This window comes from Tsukamurella paurometabola DSM 20162, assembly GCF_000092225.1.
GTDB classification, from domain to species: Bacteria; Actinomycetota; Actinomycetes; order Mycobacteriales; family Mycobacteriaceae; genus Tsukamurella; species Tsukamurella paurometabola.
Window position 1 is genome coordinate 1,638,706 of record NC_014158.1, and the last position, 16,959, is coordinate 1,655,664.

The 16,959-nt window shown below is 69.4% G+C and carries 15 protein-coding genes; all 15 read left to right on the plus strand.

Annotated features, from left to right (window positions below; all coding sequences use genetic code 11):
* The first annotated feature begins 2 nt into the window (after positions 1 to 2).
* The 15 genes from TPAU_RS23120 (at position 3) to TPAU_RS07955 (ending at position 16,958) form a co-directional block, all read left to right on the plus strand.
* A complete protein-coding gene (locus tag TPAU_RS23120; protein ID WP_013126224.1) occupies positions 3 to 812 on the plus strand; it encodes a hypothetical protein in 810 nt (269 codons plus the stop codon).
* Positions 812 to 2,017, plus strand: a complete 1,206-nt coding sequence (locus tag TPAU_RS07890; RefSeq protein ID WP_013126225.1) for a glutathionylspermidine synthase family protein — start codon at positions 812 to 814, stop codon at positions 2,015 to 2,017. Before TPAU_RS23120 ends, TPAU_RS07890 begins: the two co-directional genes overlap by 1 nt.
* Complete coding sequence (locus TPAU_RS07895) at positions 2,014 to 2,463, plus strand: DUF350 domain-containing protein (RefSeq protein WP_013126226.1); 450 nt, start codon at positions 2,014 to 2,016, stop codon at positions 2,461 to 2,463. Before TPAU_RS07890 ends, TPAU_RS07895 begins: the two co-directional genes overlap by 4 nt.
* An 8-nt stretch (positions 2,464 to 2,471) precedes the next feature.
* Complete coding sequence (locus TPAU_RS07900) at positions 2,472 to 3,368, plus strand: amino acid--[acyl-carrier-protein] ligase (protein ID WP_013126227.1); 897 nt, start codon at positions 2,472 to 2,474, stop codon at positions 3,366 to 3,368.
* A 198-nt stretch (positions 3,369 to 3,566) separates the two neighbouring features.
* Positions 3,567 to 3,803: an acyl carrier protein gene (locus tag TPAU_RS07905; protein WP_013126228.1), complete on the plus strand. Its 237-nt coding sequence runs from the start codon at positions 3,567 to 3,569 to the stop codon at positions 3,801 to 3,803.
* Positions 3,800 to 4,915, plus strand: a complete 1,116-nt coding sequence (locus TPAU_RS07910; protein WP_013126229.1) for a glycosyltransferase — start codon at positions 3,800 to 3,802, stop codon at positions 4,913 to 4,915. The genes TPAU_RS07905 and TPAU_RS07910 overlap by 4 nt, the downstream gene beginning before the upstream one ends.
* Before the next feature lie 50 nt (positions 4,916 to 4,965).
* Positions 4,966 to 6,705, plus strand: coding sequence for a condensation domain-containing protein (locus TPAU_RS07915; protein WP_147291071.1), 1,740 nt, complete (start codon positions 4,966 to 4,968; stop codon positions 6,703 to 6,705).
* Positions 6,706 to 6,740: 35 nt separating this feature from the next.
* On the plus strand, positions 6,741 to 7,778 hold the full coding sequence (locus tag TPAU_RS07920; protein ID WP_041944345.1) for a glycosyltransferase family 4 protein: 1,038 nt from the start codon (positions 6,741 to 6,743) through the stop codon (positions 7,776 to 7,778).
* Positions 7,775 to 8,917 (plus strand): glycosyltransferase family 4 protein, encoded by a 1,143-nt coding sequence (locus TPAU_RS07925; RefSeq protein WP_013126232.1) that lies wholly within the window; start codon positions 7,775 to 7,777, stop codon positions 8,915 to 8,917. The genes TPAU_RS07920 and TPAU_RS07925 overlap by 4 nt, the downstream gene beginning before the upstream one ends.
* Positions 8,914 to 10,155, plus strand: a complete 1,242-nt coding sequence (locus TPAU_RS07930) for a lipopolysaccharide biosynthesis protein (RefSeq protein WP_041944346.1) — start codon at positions 8,914 to 8,916, stop codon at positions 10,153 to 10,155. Before TPAU_RS07925 ends, TPAU_RS07930 begins: the two co-directional genes overlap by 4 nt.
* Positions 10,152 to 11,156 (plus strand): CgeB family protein, encoded by a 1,005-nt coding sequence (locus TPAU_RS07935; RefSeq protein ID WP_013126234.1) that lies wholly within the window; start codon positions 10,152 to 10,154, stop codon positions 11,154 to 11,156. The genes TPAU_RS07930 and TPAU_RS07935 overlap by 4 nt, the downstream gene beginning before the upstream one ends.
* Entirely contained in the window at positions 11,140 to 12,621 is a 1,482-nt protein-coding gene (locus tag TPAU_RS23125; protein WP_013126235.1) for a hypothetical protein, read from the plus strand. Before TPAU_RS07935 ends, TPAU_RS23125 begins: the two co-directional genes overlap by 17 nt.
* Positions 12,621 to 13,916, plus strand: a complete 1,296-nt coding sequence (locus TPAU_RS22905; protein ID WP_013126236.1) for a Wzz/FepE/Etk N-terminal domain-containing protein — start codon at positions 12,621 to 12,623, stop codon at positions 13,914 to 13,916. The genes TPAU_RS23125 and TPAU_RS22905 overlap by 1 nt, the downstream gene beginning before the upstream one ends.
* On the plus strand, positions 13,913 to 15,679 hold the full coding sequence (locus TPAU_RS07950; RefSeq protein WP_013126237.1) for an alpha/beta hydrolase family protein: 1,767 nt from the start codon (positions 13,913 to 13,915) through the stop codon (positions 15,677 to 15,679). The genes TPAU_RS22905 and TPAU_RS07950 overlap by 4 nt, the downstream gene beginning before the upstream one ends.
* Positions 15,672 to 16,958, plus strand: coding sequence for a glycosyl hydrolase family 28-related protein (locus tag TPAU_RS07955; protein ID WP_013126238.1), 1,287 nt, complete (start codon positions 15,672 to 15,674; stop codon positions 16,956 to 16,958). The genes TPAU_RS07950 and TPAU_RS07955 overlap by 8 nt, the downstream gene beginning before the upstream one ends.
* The last annotated feature ends 1 nt before the right edge of the window (position 16,959 follow it).

Below are 16,959 nucleotides of genomic sequence, written 5' to 3' on the forward strand. Positions count from 1 at the left end.
CGATGCAGCCGCCCGTGCCTGAGAACCGGCCCGTGGGAGAGATCCCCGGCCCGGAATCGAATTACCTGCCCCCCGTGCCCGGAATGCCGCCGACCGTGTCCCTGCCGGACACCGTCGACGAGCCCCGGCGCCCTGGCCGCATTCGGCAGCAGGACGAGTCGACCGAGGCCCGGCCGGAGACGGTGGCCGAGGCCCGCGCCCGCAACCGGGCGCAGCGCGAGCGCGCCGCGGAGCAGGAGCGGCAGGCCCAGGAAGCCGCCGCCGCCCTCGCCAAGAAGGCGCGCCGCCGCAAGCAGATGATCGGTGCAGGCGTAGGCGTCGGCGTGGTCGGCACCATAGCACTGCTGTACGCGGCGATCCCGGACGACAACGGTGGGTCCGCGCAGCAGACCGTCAACGCGAGTTGCGTAGTGGGCGAGGGCGACAACGCTCAGGTGGTCTCGGACAGCTACTGCTCGACAGGTACCTACAACCCGGTCACCGGATTCATCCTGCTCAACGGCATGAGCTACCGGTACAACTACGGCGGCTCGGTATCCAACGGTCGGGTGGTGGGCGGCACGTACGACCGCCCGACGAATGCCACCATCCGCACGCAGTCGGGTGCGCCCGTCGACCCGGGCAAGGCGACGTCGTTCAACAACAACGGCCAGACCAATGCGGGTAGTAAGCCACCGGCGAATTCGGGGGGCTCGAACAAGGGCGGCACCAACGCCGGAAGTAGCAACAACGGCAAGAACATCGACCGCGGCGGCCTCGGCACCTCGAACAAGGGCGGCTCCAGCGGCGGCTCCAAGTCGAGCGGCTCCTGATGCGGCGGATGCGGGGCACGCCCCGCCCGAATTGGCGCCAGACGATCCAATCCCAGGGACTGGTGTTCGGCACGCCGGCGCGCGACGGTACCGGTGGTAGCCGCGAGTACTGGGACGAGTCCGTCTTCTACGAGTTCGACATGGACGAGGTTCTCTCTCTGGAAGCGCAAGTGGGAGTGCTTCATTCGATGTGCCTACAGGCCGTCGAGAACGTGATCCTCACCGAGCGCTACGCCGATTTCGGTATCCCCGAATGGGCATGGGGTCCAATCGAGGAGTCGTGGAAGCGGCAGGATCCGCACGTATACGGCCGATTCGACCTCCGCTACGACGGACGGCGCCCGGCGAAACTGCTGGAGTACAACGCCGACACCCCAACCTCACTGCTGGAAGCCGCTGTCGTGCAGTGGTACTGGTTCCAGGAGACCTCGCCGGATACCCGTCCGTGGGACGAGGGCGGCTACGACCAATGGAATTCACTGCACGAGTCGCTCGTGGAACGCTGGGGCGAGATCAAGAAGGTCATCCCGCCGTCGGAGCTGCACTTCGCTTGGTCGAGTGCCGACGAATCCGGCGAGGATCACGTGACCACCGGCTACCTCCAGGAGACGGCCGCCGAAGCCGGGTTCGACACCGTCGGCCTCCCGATCGAGGACATCGGCTGGGACCACGACCTCAAGACCTTCGTCGATCTCGAGGACGCACCGATCAACGCGGTGTTCAAGCTGTACCCGTGGGAGTGGGTGCTGGAGGACGACTTCGGCAAACGCGTCGCCGAGTCGCTGCCCGCCACCACGTGGATCGAGCCGCTGTGGAAGGCGATCCTGTCGAACAAGGCGATTCTCGCGGTGCTCTGGGAGATGTTTCCCGATCACCCGAACCTGCTGCCCGCCTACATCGATAATCCCGGGTTCCTCACCGAATACGTGAAGAAGCCCAAGCTGGGCCGCGAGGGAGCGAACCTCACCATCGTCGACGCGGGGCGCGAGACCGCCACGGGCGGCGTGTACGGCGCCGAGGGATACGTGTACCAGCTGTTCGACCCGCTGCCCGAATTCGACGGATATCATCCCGTCATCGGCGCCTGGATCGTGGGCGACGAGCCCGCCGGCATCGGCATCCGTGAGACCTCCGGTCTCATCACCGACGACGGTGCCGCCTTCATTCCGCACCGCATCACTCCGAAAGGGACCCCCGCATCGTGAACGTGACACTCCTCGCCGATGTGCAGCTGAACACGATCGGCCGCGGTGTCGGCGCGATCTGCCTGTACGCGCTCGTGGGCCTCGTACTGATGGTGGTCGGCTTCTACGCGGTCGACCTGTCGACCCCGGGCAAGCTGCGCGACCTGGTCAAGGCGGGCAAGCCCAACGCCACCTACATCACCGCCGCCGGCATGCTCTCGATGGCCTTCATCATCGTGGTGGCGATCTACGCCTCGGGTGGTCGCCTGGTGGAGGGCGTCACGTACTCCCTGATCTACGGCCTCGTCGGCATCATCGCCCAGATCGTGTGCGTCCGGGTACTTGACCTGGTCACGGGCGTCGATCTGGACGAGCTGATGCACGCCGACCTGTTCCTGCCCCAGGCTCGTGTGATCGCCGCCTGCCACGTTGCGCTCGGCCTCATCGTGGCGATGGCAGTCTTTTAACGACCGCGATGTCGAACCTGGATGATGCGCGGCGCCGGTTCCGTGATGAGCTGATCGCGCACGACTGGCTCGTTCCCACCGGGATGGATGGCCTCTACGGCCGAAGTGAGCAATTCGAAGCCGTGGTCGCGACGATCGATGCCCGGGTGTCAGCCGAAGCCGCTGCGGCCTTCGCCACCAGGCCCCGCACGCTGCGTTTTCCTCCAGTTTTCCCAGGCCAGACGCTCGACCGGACCGATTACGTCGCGTCGTTCCCCGATCTCGCGGGCAGCGTGCACTCCTTCGACGGCGGCGATCCCGAACATCGGGCCCTCCTGGCGGATCGTGAGGAGGGACTCGGGTGGGAACGGCGCCTGAGCCCGTCCGGGGTCGCCCTGGTCTCGGCGGTGTGCCACCCGGCCTACCCGACGCTCACGGGGACGCTGCCGTTCGAGGGTGCCCTGTTGGACGTGTACGGGTACTGCTTCCGCCGTGAGCCCGCGATCGATCCGCTGCGCATGCAGGCCTTCCGCGCGCACGACTACGTACGGGTCGGCAGCGCCGCGCAGGCCGCGGAGCACGCCGACGATTGGATCCGCCGCGCCACAGCCGTGCTGAGCGATCTCGGACTGGGTGTGCGTCCCGAAACAGCGAACGATCCGTTCTTCGGTCGGGCCGGAAGGATGCTCAAGGCCAACCAACTCGATCAGGCGTTGAAGACGGAACTGGTGATCCCGCTGTACGGACCGGACAACCCCGCGACCGCCATCGCCTCCTGCAACAACCACCAGGATCATTTCGGGCAGAGGTTCGACATCCTCCAGTTCGACGGTGCGCCAGCGCACAGCTCGTGCGTGGGTTTCGGGATCGAAAGGATCGTCCTGGCGATGGTGTGCACGCACGGCCTGACTCCGTCGTGGGTGTGACCACCGGTCCGACGTGCGGTGTCCGTGCAGGGTGCGGTCACCGATGGAGTACCCCGTGCGCGCACCGCGGCGACTCGTTGCTATCGCATCGCGCATAGTCGTGACGTTGGTGTAGCTTGACATGACTGGTCGCCTGGGAGGGCAACCCATATAGCAATACTTCATTGTCAGAACAATCGATCAGAGGGGTTGTGCGCCGTGGAACAGACGCTGCGCTCCATTCTCGACAAGCACGGCAAGCTCGCCGTGGATGCGAAGTCGATCGGCCCGGACGACGATCTCTACGCCCTCGGCATGACCTCGCACGCCAGCGTGGCCGTCATGGTCGCCATTGAGGACGAGTTCGATATCGAGATCCCTGATCGGTTGCTCAAGAAGGAGACCTTTGGATCGCTCGGCGCGCTGACCGAGATGATCGACGGGCTCCGAGCGTGACCTCGGGATCGCGGATCGCGATCATCCACGAGCGATGGACCGAGATCGGCGGAGCGGAGTCCGTGATCGAGGAGTTGCTCCGCGAGTGGCCCGATGCGCCCGTGTACGTCCCGTTCGCCGATCCCGCGGTCGTGCCGGCCGAGCTCGCGGACCGGTTCCGCGCCACGCGGCTCGATCGGCTGTATCGGGCGTACCGGGCGGGCGGCCTCCGGTCGCACGCGCCGATGATGCCCTTGGCCCCCGCCGCCCTCCGCGGAGTCGGCGTCGGCGATGTCGATGCCGTGGTGATCAGTCACTACGCTCTCGCGGCGGCCGCCGCGCCAACGGTGGGCGTGCCGACCGTCGGCTATGTGCACTCGCCCGCGCGCTGGGCCTGGGATTCGACCCTCCGCGCGGGCGAGGCGAATTCGCCTGCCGGCCGCCTGGCGCTGGCCCTGCTGGCGAAGCAGGCCCGCGCCGTCGAGAGAGCCGCGGCGCCGAGCTTCACCCGGATCGTGGCGAACTCGAGTGTGGTGGCCCGCCGGATCGAACAGTGGTGGGGCCGCGAGGCGGAGGTCGTCCATCCGCCCGTCGACGTGACCCGATTCAGTACCGGGCCTGCGGGGGAGCGGGAGGACTACTTCCTCATGGCGGGCCGGCTGGTGCCCTACAAGCGCGCCGACCTGGCAGTACGCGCGGCGCGGGCCGCCGGGGTCCGCCTCATCGTGGCGGGCGAGGGACGGTGGGAACAACGGTGCCGCGAATTCGCCGGCCCCGAGACCACCTTCGTGGGGCGGGTCGACGATGCACGCATGGTGCAGCTCATGCAGCGGGCACGGGCGGTGCTGATGCCGGGAGTCGAGGACTTCGGGATCGTGCCCGTGGAGGCCATGGCGTGCGGCACTCCGGTCATCGCGCTCGGTGAGGGCGGCGTGCTCGATTCGGTGATCGACGGCGTGACCGGCGTGCTGGTCGCACCGAGCGACGACGACGGCGTCGTCGCAGGATTCGCCGCCGCGATGTCGGGATTCCGCGACGAGTCGTTTGATCCGCAGGTGATCCGCGCCAGGGCGGAAAGCTTCTGCCCTAGGCGGTTCCGCCAGCAGATGCGAACCGTGGTGGAGTCGCTGTGACCTCGCGATTCGACCCCGGCGATGCGCCCGCCGTCGGCTATTCTGGCGCGGTGAGGCTGCTCCCAGAACAGATGAATTTCGTGCGGGGCCGCAATGACGCACCGGGCACCTCGCTGATGACGATCGGCACCTCGTCGCTGCTGCCTGCGGGCGCCGATTTGGCGGTGTTCACCGAGGCGCTGCACCGCACCACCGACGAGTGCCGCAGCCTGGGCCTGCGCATCTTGGCCGAGGGCGCGAACCTGCAGGTCGACTACGGCCCGTTGCCCTTTCGTGGACATCTCACCTTCGCGTCCGAGGGCGAATTCCTGGAATGGGGGAACGAGCGGTTCCGGAAGCCCTACCTGCTGGACGGTAGCGCGCTGGGCGAACAGTGGACGGTCGAGGTGGACGGCCGGGTGGGATACGCCATGTTCGGTGACCACGTCGGCATCGACGGCTACGCCGCCGCTCTGTTCCGCAACCGCCTCGCCAAGGTCTATGTGGCCCTGCTGGCGGGACGGGAACCGGAGCATTTCGAGTTCGTCGAGGTCGACGAGTTGCTCGCGAACCGCGAACCCTTCCCGGTGGACCTGGAGATGTGGTCCTCCCTGCTGTCCACCGAGGGCTGGGCGAACCCGCAGCTGTCACTCACCTCCGCGACGGCGGCGATGGCTCCCGATCCCATCACCTTTCGCCACGATCTCCACATCACTCCGTCCGGGCGGCAGTGGCCGCACCACCTCATCGGGCTGGTCGGCGCGTACTGCGCGCGCTACTCCGGCAACCGGCGGTCGATCATCGGCTCGGTGATGGTGAACCGGCTCAATCAGCGCGAGCGCGCCGCCGCGGTCACGATGACCAACGTGGTGCCGATCCGGCTGGACGTGAGCGAGACGGCGACCGGAAGCGAACTCGCGAATCAGGTCTCGGCGGGAATCACGCGTGCGGGACGCGGCCGCGTCGACGCTCGCGAGCTGTTCCAATCGGTGCCGGGCGCGATCCGCGCGGGCAGACTGTACGGGCCCACCGTGAATGTGATCCCCTTCCTGCGTCCGGACCCCGAGAACGAGAAGTGGATCACCCGGGTCCACGGCTACGGTCCGGTGAGCGACGTCTCGGTGATCATCACGCAGACCGGAGCGGGCGACCTCATCCTGTTCACGGAGTTCAACCCGCAGTTGTATTCGCCGGTGCGGGCGCGGACGCATGCGGACCGGCTCGCCCGGTGGCTCGATGCCACCGCCGGCGCACCGGATCGCCCGCTCAACGAGATCAGCGCCCTGACACCCGCGGAGGTGGAGGTCCATCGCGCGCTCGCGGGTACGCCCGGCGTCGTCCTTGAGCCCGCGCCGAAGGCCGATCCGGCGGAACCGGCGTGGGGCGATCCGACCGATGTCGTCGAGCTGGCCCGTGCGGCCGGACAGGACGGCGTGCACGGGATGACGGTGTCCACCGACCTCGGTGATCCGGCCCTGTTCGGCAGTGCGGGCTGGGTCACCCTGCTCACCGACCACGGCGCGGTGCCGACGGACCTCCGGGTGGAGCTCACCGAATCGGGGTGCGTGTACCGCGGGACCGGGACCGAGCGGGTGCGCGTCGCCGGCGGATTCGTCGAACTCGGCGAGATACGGCACATCCTGTGCGGGGACCACGTCGACGATGTCCGGATCACCGTGGGTCCGCCGGTCCGGGCGGTGGTCACGGTGAGCGCCGATGCACCCGACGATCTCCCCGACGTTCTGCGCGCGGCCTGCCCCAACGAGGTCCGGCTGCGGTTCACCGGTCCGGGTGTGAAGGCCACATCGTGAGCGGCGCAAGTAGTTCCGATCCGCTCACGGTGCACATGGCGGGCGCCGAATGGCCGCGCACCAGTCGTGGCGGCATCCCGAGCTACTTCGCGAGCCTCTTCGCCGCCCTGCGGGCGCGCGCGGACGTCGGGGTGAGCGCCGACGCCTTCGGTGACGCCGAACCCGGCGGCGGAAGCTGGGGCCCTCCGGAGGGCAACCTCCTCACGCGCGCGCGTGCCAGCTCGGCCGGCCGCGATGCCGATGTGCTCGATCGGCACTTCGCGCCCTACGGTCCGGCGCGGGGGCGTTCGGCGCTGGTGACGCACTTCCACGGTCCGTGGGCATTGGAGAGCGCCGCCTCCGGTGCGAGCCCCGCCGCGGTACAGGCCAAACGGGCCTGGGAGTGGGTTCGATACCGGCGCTCTGCAGCGATCGTCGTGCTGTCGCAGTACTTCGCCGATGTCCTCGTCTCGACCTACGGTGTGTCGCCCGAGGACGTGGTGGTGATTCCACCGGGCGCCGATCTGGATCGGTTCCGCCCCACTCCGATTCCGGACGGCCGACCCCGGGTGCTGACCGTGCGCCGCTTGGAACGGCGCATGGGAATCGACGTGTTGATCCGGTCCTGGCCCGCGGTCCTGGCCGCCCTGCCCGACGCGCGACTCGACATCGTCGGCACCGGTTCGCAGGCCGCGGAGCTCGCGCGGCTCGTGAGCGACCTGCGGCTCGGTGACTCGGTCCGGCTGCACGGCGCGGTCTCCGATGCCGAACTCGCAGCCGCGTACGGCGCCGCCACGGTGACCGCGGTCCCCACCCGATCGCTCGAGGGTTTCGGCCTGGTCGCGCTCGAATCCCTGGCCGCGGGAAGGGCGCCGGTGGTCACCGACGTCGGAGGGCTTCCGGATTCGGTGGTCGGGCTGGCGCCGGACCTGGTGGTACCCGCGCTCGACGAGGACGTGCTGGCGGATCGGCTGGTGCGCGCGCTGGAGGGCGAGCGGCCGGACGTCGACGCCTGCCGCCGGCATGCCGAGGAGTTCACCTGGCAGCGCTGCGCCGACCGGCACGTGCAGCTGTACCGGAGCCTGGTGCGATGACAAAGGTGGCCTTGCTCTCGCACTCCGCGGCACCGTCGGGCGCCGAACTCGCCTGGGCCCGCATGGCCCGGCGGTTCCCGCAGCACGGTATCGAGCCGCTCGCCGTGCTCACCGAAGCAGGCCCCCTGCAACAGATCCTGGCGGATGCGGGCGTCGAGGCGACCGTCGTCGACACCGGATTCGCGAGCTCATCCGTGTCGATCGCCGGATCCCGTCTGCGCTGGATCTCCGGTGCGGCGCGGATGGTGCGGGCCGGATGGCGCATCGGCGGCGTTCTGCGGGCAGCGGGCGCCGAGGCCGTGCTCGCCGAGTCGACCAAAGCGCTGTTGATGGGAACGGTCGCTGCCCGCCGCGCCGGGATCCCGCTGATCTGGCACGTGCACGATCGCATCAGCCCCGACTACTTCGGTCCCGTCGCCCTCATCCTGCGAGCCCTGGGTCGCGTCGTGGCCCGGGGATTCATCGCGAACAGCCGCACCACCCGCGACACCCTGTGGACCGGCAGCCGGCCGGCCGCGGTCGTCTACCCCGGCGTCGACCTGACCTCCGTTCCGGGGGGTGCGCCGCAGCGCGCACCCGAAGAGGCGCGTGTGCTGATGCTCGGTCGCTTGGCGCCGTGGAAGGGGCAGGACCTCGTGCTCGAGGCCCTCGCGAGAACGCGCACCGAGAATGCCGTCCGATTCGTCGGTGGCACGCTCTTCGGCGAGCACGAGTACGCCGATCAGCTGCGCCGGCGGACCGCCGAGCTGGGACTCGGCGAGCGCGTGGAGTTCGTGGGCAATGTCTCCGAGCCGCTCACCGAGGCCGCCGCCGCCGATGTGGTGGTTCACTTCTCTCGCCTCGCCGAGCCCTTCGGCCAGGTGGTCGTCGAGGCGATGGCGGCCCACTGCGCGGTGATCGCCGCGGCGAGCGGAGGCCCCACCGAGATCATCGACGACGGTGTCGACGGCGTTCTCGTCCCGACCGGTGATCCTGTGCTGCTGGCCGCGGCGATCGACCGGCTGATCGACGACCGGGACCTGCGGACCCGGCTCGCCGACAGAGCCGCGGCCCGCGCCGAGGACTTCGGCATCGATACGTCCGCGGAGCAGGCGGCGCATCTGATCCACCGGACGCTCGACGGACGGCGGCCCCGATGAAGGGCGCAGTAGGCGTGATGCGCGACGTCGCGCTCGTCTCGTTCGGGAAGTACGGCCAGTACCTCATCACCCTCATCACGCTACCGCTGTGCGCCCGGCTGCTCGGCCCGTACGGGATGGGTCTTCTGACAGTGGCGCTGTCAACTGTCTTCCTGGGTGCGCTCGTCACCGACCAGGGCATCACCGCCTTCCTCGCCGCACGGATCGGGGACCCCGGGCTCAGTGAGCTGCGCGGCGCCTACGGCTTGATGCGCGGCACGATGGTGGCGCTCCTCGGCGGACTCTGCGCGGCGACGCATCTGTTCTCCACATCCGACCTGCTCAACATCGCCACGCTCGGGCTGTTCGGCGGTGCGATCGGCGCCGCCGGGGAGGACTGGGTTCAGCTGGGGATGAAGCGATTCGGTGTGATCCTGATGCAACAGTCCGTGGGGCGCGCGCTGTATCTGCTCCTGCTCGTGGCGCTGCTACCGATCCGGCCGACCGCACACGTGGCGGTGCTGTGCATGATCGTCTCGTCGTTGGTGCCGGTGTGCTGGTCGTGGGTCTGGGGGTGCCGCGAACTGGGCCCGCCGGGGCGCCCCCGCGAGCTCGGAGATCTGTACCGGCTCGGGGCTCCGGTGCTATTGGCCCGGATGCTCGAGAACTCGTACGAGCAGGGAGCTGCGGCCCTCTTCGCAGGTGCACTGCCGCGGCAGGCGATAGGCCTCTTCAGCGCCTCCGACCGGCCGGTGCAGGCGACCGGTTCGTTGCTCGATGCGGTCGGCTGGACCCTGCTGCCACGGATGGCCGATCGCAAGCGCATCGGCGCCGACTTCTGGGGAATGGTGCGGCGCATGGTGCTGGTGGTGGCCGGACTCGGCGCGCTCGCCGCCCTGATGTTGACGGTGCTGGCGCCCTGGATCGTTCCGATCCTCTTCGGGGCTGAGTTCGCCGACGCGGTGCCGCTGCTCCAAGTCGGGGCGTGGTCACTGCCGGGAATGGCGGTGGCCTCCTTCGTCGCGACCGCGGTCCTGCCGGTGCTCAGCGACAAGATCGGCGTGGTGGCCGGTGCGGCGACCGGTGCCGTGGTCGCCTTCATCACGCTCGGCGTCGCCTTCCAGACCCACGCACCGATGACGCTCGTCGTCGGTATCGCGCTCGCGGAGACCGCCGCGGCCACCTTCTATCTCCTCCGCGCGGAGGCACTGCGCCGTCGCGGAGTCGCGCCGACCCTTGCGGAGGAGACACCGGTATGAGGATCCTCTTCGCGGGCGACAACTGGTACGGCAGCAATGCTCGTTCCCTCGCCGATGGCTTCCGGGCTGCGGGCCATGAGGTCGTCGTCGTCGACACCACCGCCGTGACCGTGCCGACGCGCGGCACGTCGGCGTGGTGGTACGCCAAACGCACCGGCGAGCGATCGCCGGCCACCGTCGACCGGGTGCATCGCGAGTTGGTGGAATGCGTTGCTGCCCTGCGTCCCGACCTCCTGTTCTGCTACAAGACGGTGCATCTCGATCAGGCCCGGCTCCTGTCCCTGCCGGTGCCGGTCAAGGTGCACTACAGCGCGGACGATGTGACCAATCCGTACAACACCACGCCGGCCTACCTCGAACGCGAGGCCGAGTGGGACGCGGTGATCACCACCAAGGCGCACAACGTGCCCGAGCTGGACGCCCGTGGCGTGCGCCGGGTGATCCACGTCTTCAGTGCCTACGACCCCGCCTGGCACCGCCCCGTGGCGCGGCGCGGCCCCGTCCGGTACGCCGCGGGATTCATCGGAGCGATGCGGCCCGACCGCACCGAATTCCTGATCCACCTAGCGGGCGAACTCGGTGACCGGTTCTACCTGGCGGGCCCCGGCTGGCGTCGGAACCTCGGAGCCAGGACCAGTGGCGCCCGGATCGCCGGCCCGCAGTACGGCGAGGAACTTTCGGCCGCGATCGCCACGATCGGCGCCAACCTCGTGCTCCTCAACTCGGATAACCGCGACACCCACACCTGCCGGACCTTCGAGGTCCCCGCGGCCGCCGGACTCGTCGTGGGCGAGCGCACCGTCGAGCACGAGGCGCTGTTCGACGACGGCCGGGAGGCCTACCTCTTCGACAGTCACGAGGAACTCGCCGAGATCCTGCGTCGCTGCACCGCAGCTCCCGACGAGGCCGCCGCGGTCGCCGCGCGCGGCCACCGCAGAATCGTCGACGGCGGCCACACCTATCGCGATCGGGCGGAACAGATCCATGCCGCCCTGGGTTGAGGTCACTCCGGGGTGGGCCAGCATCGTGCAGACCGCGATCCCCCTGATCGCGCTGGCCCTGGTCGCTGCGGCGGGGCGCGGCGCCCCGCGGGTGCTTTTGCTGATCCAATCGGCGTACTGGACGATCTCGTTCATCGCGCGCCCGGTCCTGCTGCTGGTGGCCACGCCGGCACCGTCGTTCGGCGACAACATCGCCGATACGCGGCTCTTCCACGCGGGATACGACCGCGGCGTCGCCCAGGTGCTCCCGCCGGTCGCCTCGGGGCTCTGGATCTACGTGGCCTGCGTCGCCGCCTTCGTCCTGTTCCAACGCCTGCAGTCGCCGGACCGGCGGCCCGACGCGGACCTGCCGAAGCAATCGGCCGCCGTGATCGCCACCTTCGCGGTGCTGTGGTGCGTGGGACTGGCCGCCAGGGGCTTCGCGTACCTCACCGGCACCGTGAGTCGCGCCGGTGAGGTCGCCGCGGCCAATCCCTACCTGGCGATCTTCACCGGGATGGGAGCCATCGGCGCCGTGGCCCTCATCCTCTACCTGCGGCTGGATTCGCCGTGGTGGACCACCATCGCCATGGCGGTGCTGGTGGGGGGCGAATTCGCGTGGGGTGTGGTGCAGTCGTCGAAGACCCCCTTCATGGGTGCTCTGATGGCGGTCACGGTGCGTCTGATGCTCACCGGATTCACCAAGACGCGAGCCGTGCTGCTCGCGGTCGGCGGGTTCGGCGCCGTGGGCGTCTTCGGCGCGCTTCAGGGCCTCAAGGTCGGGGCCACCACCGCGCACCTGACCTCGGGCATCGATGCGCAGTACCCGACCGCATGGGGGCCGCTCCTGCCGCTGATCCGGCGGTTCGACCTGTTCGAAGCCGCTACCGACAACACTTTCTACCGGGGGCCCGGCTATCTCGACATCTCCGATGTCCTGCTCCGTATGCCGTTGAACCTGATTCCCGCGCAGCTCGGTGTCGACAAGAAGCTCGCCGGGCCGGACTGGGCGGAGCGGGTGCGCGCCAGTTCCGTCGACATGTCGGGCGTACAGGTCTCGCTGGCGGAAGGGCACATCAACGAGGGCATCCGGATCGGCGGCACGCAGGGTGTTCTCGTGGAATCGGTCATCATCCTGATGGCCGTCTGGGTCGTATCACGCTGCCTGCGTGGGAGATCCGTCCCGGTGCTCACGATGGGGGTGGTTTTCGTCGCCCTCCCCGCCCTGTTCGAGCGGGGCGCGCTGGGGATCTCGGAGGTCGTGGGCAAGGGGCTGCAGCAGTGTGTGCTCGCCTCGGCGGTCTTTGCAGTTGTATGGTTCACCCGTATTCTGGGGGCGCGTGGTCGCCAGCGCGAACGGCATGCGTACACCGACGCCAGTGGGGGCGAAGGAGGTGCGCGGTCCGATTGCGGGACTTCGCCTTCGACGCCCAGCCCCGGAGTCGCCGCTCCGGTTCTTGCGGCAGTACCGAAAGGAATCCCATAGTGACGCTCCGTGACGCCACCCAGTTCGCGCGGCGCGGGTGGTGGCTCGTCGTGATCTGCGCGGTCGCCGGAACGGTGCTCGGCGTCGGGTACGCGCAGTCCAGGCCCGTGGTGTACACCGCGACGGCACAGTCCTACGTGGTGGTGAACAACTCCGGGACCTCGGGCGGCGACATGTACAACTCCGTCCAGGCCGCTCAGGCCCGGATGGCCACCTACGCCGAACTCGGTACCTCCCCGAAGATCACCGCCGAGGTCGCCAAAGCGCTGCAGCTGACGATGAGTCCGGAGGAGATCGCCGCCCAGGTGAAGGTGACCTTCGCCCCGGGGACGTTGTTGCTGCAGTTCACGGCGACCCACCCGTCCGACGTGATCGCGCAGGGGCTGGCGGGGGAGACCGCACGCCAACTGGCTCGCGAGGTGTCCGAACTCGAACTCCCCAGGCCCGGGTTGCCGCCGTGGGTGCGGCTGCTCCCCGTGACGGACGGATCCGGGGCCGTCGCATCGGTTGCCCCGGTGTCGAAGTACGGCGCCGCGGGTCTCGCGGTCGGTGTCCTCCTGGGGTGCGCCGCGGCCTTCGTCCTGATCAGGCTTCGTCCGCGCGTCGCGACGGCCGGCGAACTGGGCGACGACCTCGGCGTCCCGGTCGTGGGCGCCGAGAACGGCGTCGCGGTGCGCGATACCGTCGTCGCGGCCGCCGGTGCCGCCTCGGCGGAGACCGGTGTGTCGATTCTGGTGTCGGCGGTCGAGGGTGACGCCTGGCCGATGGCGCAGACCCTCGCCGAGGATCTGGCCGACACCGATTCCGCAGTGCTGCTGATCGACTGTCGCGCGGTGGGACCCGCGTCCGCCGCCCCGGCGTCGGCGGGCGAGGCGTCGGAGGGAGCGGAGCCGAGCCTGCGCGCTGCGTTGGCCGCGGGCGTCGACGGCGCTCAGAGTCTTTCCCGGACCCTGGTGCCGGAGGCGGGCACGTTGACGGTGCTCCCGTCCGGGGCTCGCTCCGGGGACGCACCGGATTCGACGGTGTCCGATCGCCTCCTGTCACCGCGCGCGCACGACGTGGTGCGCACGCTCGGCGCGGGCTTCGACTACGTGATCCTCGGCGGCGTGCCGGCGGAATCCCCGGCGCGGTTGGGCGAGAGCGTGCGCCTGGTGGTGGCGCGCCTGGGCACGCGATCGCCGGACGGGTACCGCCGGGCCCTCGGGATGAACGAGCCCTCCCGGGCCGGGCACACCGTCGTCGCGGCGCAGTCGAACCCCTGGTGGCAGCGGCTTCCGATCGGAACCAAGGCGTGACGGAGGTGACCGAGGAGCAGCGCAACAACGATCGTGCCGCCGCTGGCCCTGTCTCGCACCGCGAAGTGCACACCTACCTGGGAACGGATCCGGATGCGGTGTTCGGTGCGCTCCATCTGCCCGCTTCGGGCCGCGCCCGGGGATCGGTGCTCCTGCTCCCTTCGCTCGCGAAGGAGCAGTTCGATGCGACCCGCGGAATGCGGAGGCTCGCCGCACAACTGGCGGACCGGGGGCTCGCCGTCCTCCGCATCGACTACCTCGGTACCGGGGATTCCGCGCGCTCCGAAGACGGTGATGACGCCGTCGAGGAATGGGTGGCGAGCTGCCGGACCGGCTTGGCCTACCTGCGCGCACTGAACGCCGGGCCGCCCGCCGTCGTCGGGCTCCGGGCCGGTTGCCTGATGGCCGCCCGCATGCTGACCGAAGGACAAGAGACCGGGCCGGTCGTGCTGTGGGACCCGGTCTCCTCCGGGCGGACTTTCCTCCGCGAGCAACGGGCCCTGTACCTGATGGCGGTCGGCGCAGACGACCGATCGGCGTCCGGCTCCGTGCCGCTCATCGGAACCACGTTGTCGGCGACCGCGGCCGCGGAGCTGTCCGGGCTGCGCCTGGATCCGGAGAAGATCGGCACCGATGGCCGATGGCTGGTGGCGACCCGGCCGGGAGGCGGCGACCGCGGGGTCGAGGCCTTCGCGACGGCGGTCGACGCGGACCGCCTCGACGTCGAGCACATGGCCGAGTTCGTCCAGCCCTCCGACTACCTCGTGCGCATCCCGGATGACGCCATCGACGCGATCACCGACTGGCTCGACACGGCTGCCACCGGTCCGGAGGTTCCCGTCGACCCACCGATCCGCCGGACCGCACGCCTTTCTGACCCGGCGGGCGGCGAGGTGACCGAGAGCATCGAGTACCTCGGTCCCCATTCACTGTTCAGTATTCGGACGACGCCCCCTGGGCATAGACCGGAACCGGCTGGGGACGCAGCGCCCGGCGTTCTGTTCTTCGCGACGGCCAACGACACCCATCACGGCCCGAACCGCGAGTGGGTGCGTTTGGCCCGCAGAGTTGCCGGAACCGGTGTGGTGGCTGTGCGCTTCGATCGCCGCTACGCGGGGGAGTCCGGGGTGGTGCGTCGCGGAGAACGCGCGCACGGCTATTCGGAGGAGGCGTGCGAGGACGCCGATACCGCCGCTGCCGCTGCGGATCCGGGCTCGGCGGGACTCGCCGCAGTCGGCGTGTGCTCCGGATCCTGGTTGACGGCGTATCTCGGACGGGAATCCCGTTTGGACGCGGCGGTTCTCGTCAACCCCGTGATCTGGTCGTGGCGCACCAAACGGGCGCTGCGCAACGCTGATGGCCCGGACGCGCAGGGGGTGCCACGGTCCGATCCCGCTTTCCAACGCTCGTTCCGTGGACGGGTGAAGGCCCTGCTGCAGTCCCGGCTTCCCTACCCGGCCTGGCGCCTCCTCGGTATCGCGGGAATCACCCAGGTACCGGAGGTCCTCCTGCGCCCGCTGGCGGATGCTGATGTGCACACCACGGTGGTCCTCGCGCCGCCGGACGCCGAGTGGTTCACCGGACAGCGCGGTGCGGAGGGCCTCCGGAGCCTGAACCGGCGTAGTCCCGCCCCGCGAATCGACATCGTGTCCACCGAATTCGGCGATCATCCCGCCTACCACGCCGAGGTTCGCGCGGCGGTCGCGGAATCGGTGCTGCGGTGGTGCAGTGACCGCGGGGCCGTCGGGAGCGACCATGAGTGAGAGGGAGGCCCAAGGGCGTGCAGGGGCTCTGAGCCGGCGCCTCCTCCTGGGCCTGGGGGTTGGTGCGGCCGCGACGACCGCCGCTGCCTGTCGCTCGTCCGCCGAGCCCCCGACCCCCGTGGACCCCGGGCCCGACGGCCGGATCAGCATCGCCTCCTACGGGGCGGTCGGTGACGGGAAGGCCGATGCCACCGCCGCTTTCGATGCGGCGGTCCGCGCGGCTGCGGGCAGGGCCCCCATCTACGTACCGCCCGGCGCCTACCGCGTGTCCCGCTTTCCCGACCTCCCCGATTTCACGACGATCATCGGCGCCGGTGCCGACCTCAGCACGGTGGTGTACGACGGCGACGGCACGCTCATCACCCTCCGAGACAAGCACCGCGTCCCCTTCTCCCGCATGGGATTCCATCTGACCGGACCGAATGGGACGGCGGTGCAGCTCGCGAACTCGTTCCGCTGCTCCTTCGACGCGGTGACGCTCCGTGGAGAACACAACGCCGAGACCGCGCCGCGCTTCCACGGCCAACGCGGCGTGGTGATGGAGGAGAACACCGGCGGCACCAGTTTCATCAACTCCGATATCAACAACTTCGGGGTGGGCATCACCACGAAGTGCATTCAGAACTACGTCACCGCGTGCAAGTTCACTAACAACCGCATCAGCATCCTCGGGACGGGCGCAGACAACAACGCCGGACTCTCGCTCACCAACGTCGAGCTCGTGGGCACCGGTGACCCGCGGGTCACCGAGATGCACATCCGGGTGGAAGGCGCCGCGAACGACTGGTTCCTCACCAACTGTTGGTTCGAGGGCTGCGACACCGGCCTGGCCATCGGCGACGCCAACGGCGGACCGGCCCAGCTGGGCCTGGTGAACGTCAAGATCGGTGCCCGGAAGGTGGGGATCGATCTCAGGTACTGCCGGCAGCCATACCTCGCGAACGTCGCCTTCGATACCGATACCGCCACGACCGCGCCCCCGATCCCAGTGCAGATCGACGGCACGGGCTGCCCGCAGGGTACTGCCGTCAACCTGATCTCGGGAGCGGCCGAGGACCTCCCGTTGTCCCTCTTCCCGGAGGGATGGATCGTGCAAGGCCGCTACGGCGTCGGTGGTAGCACCGTGCTCGGTCCGATGCTGATGCGTGCGCCCACCGTCGCCGACTCACCGGCGGCCGGACCGGTGATTCGCAGCGATGACGGGTCCTACTGGCAGCTTGTCGTCGATGCCCGGGGAGCGCTCAGCACGAAGCCGCTCGGCTCGAAGCCCCCACGATGAT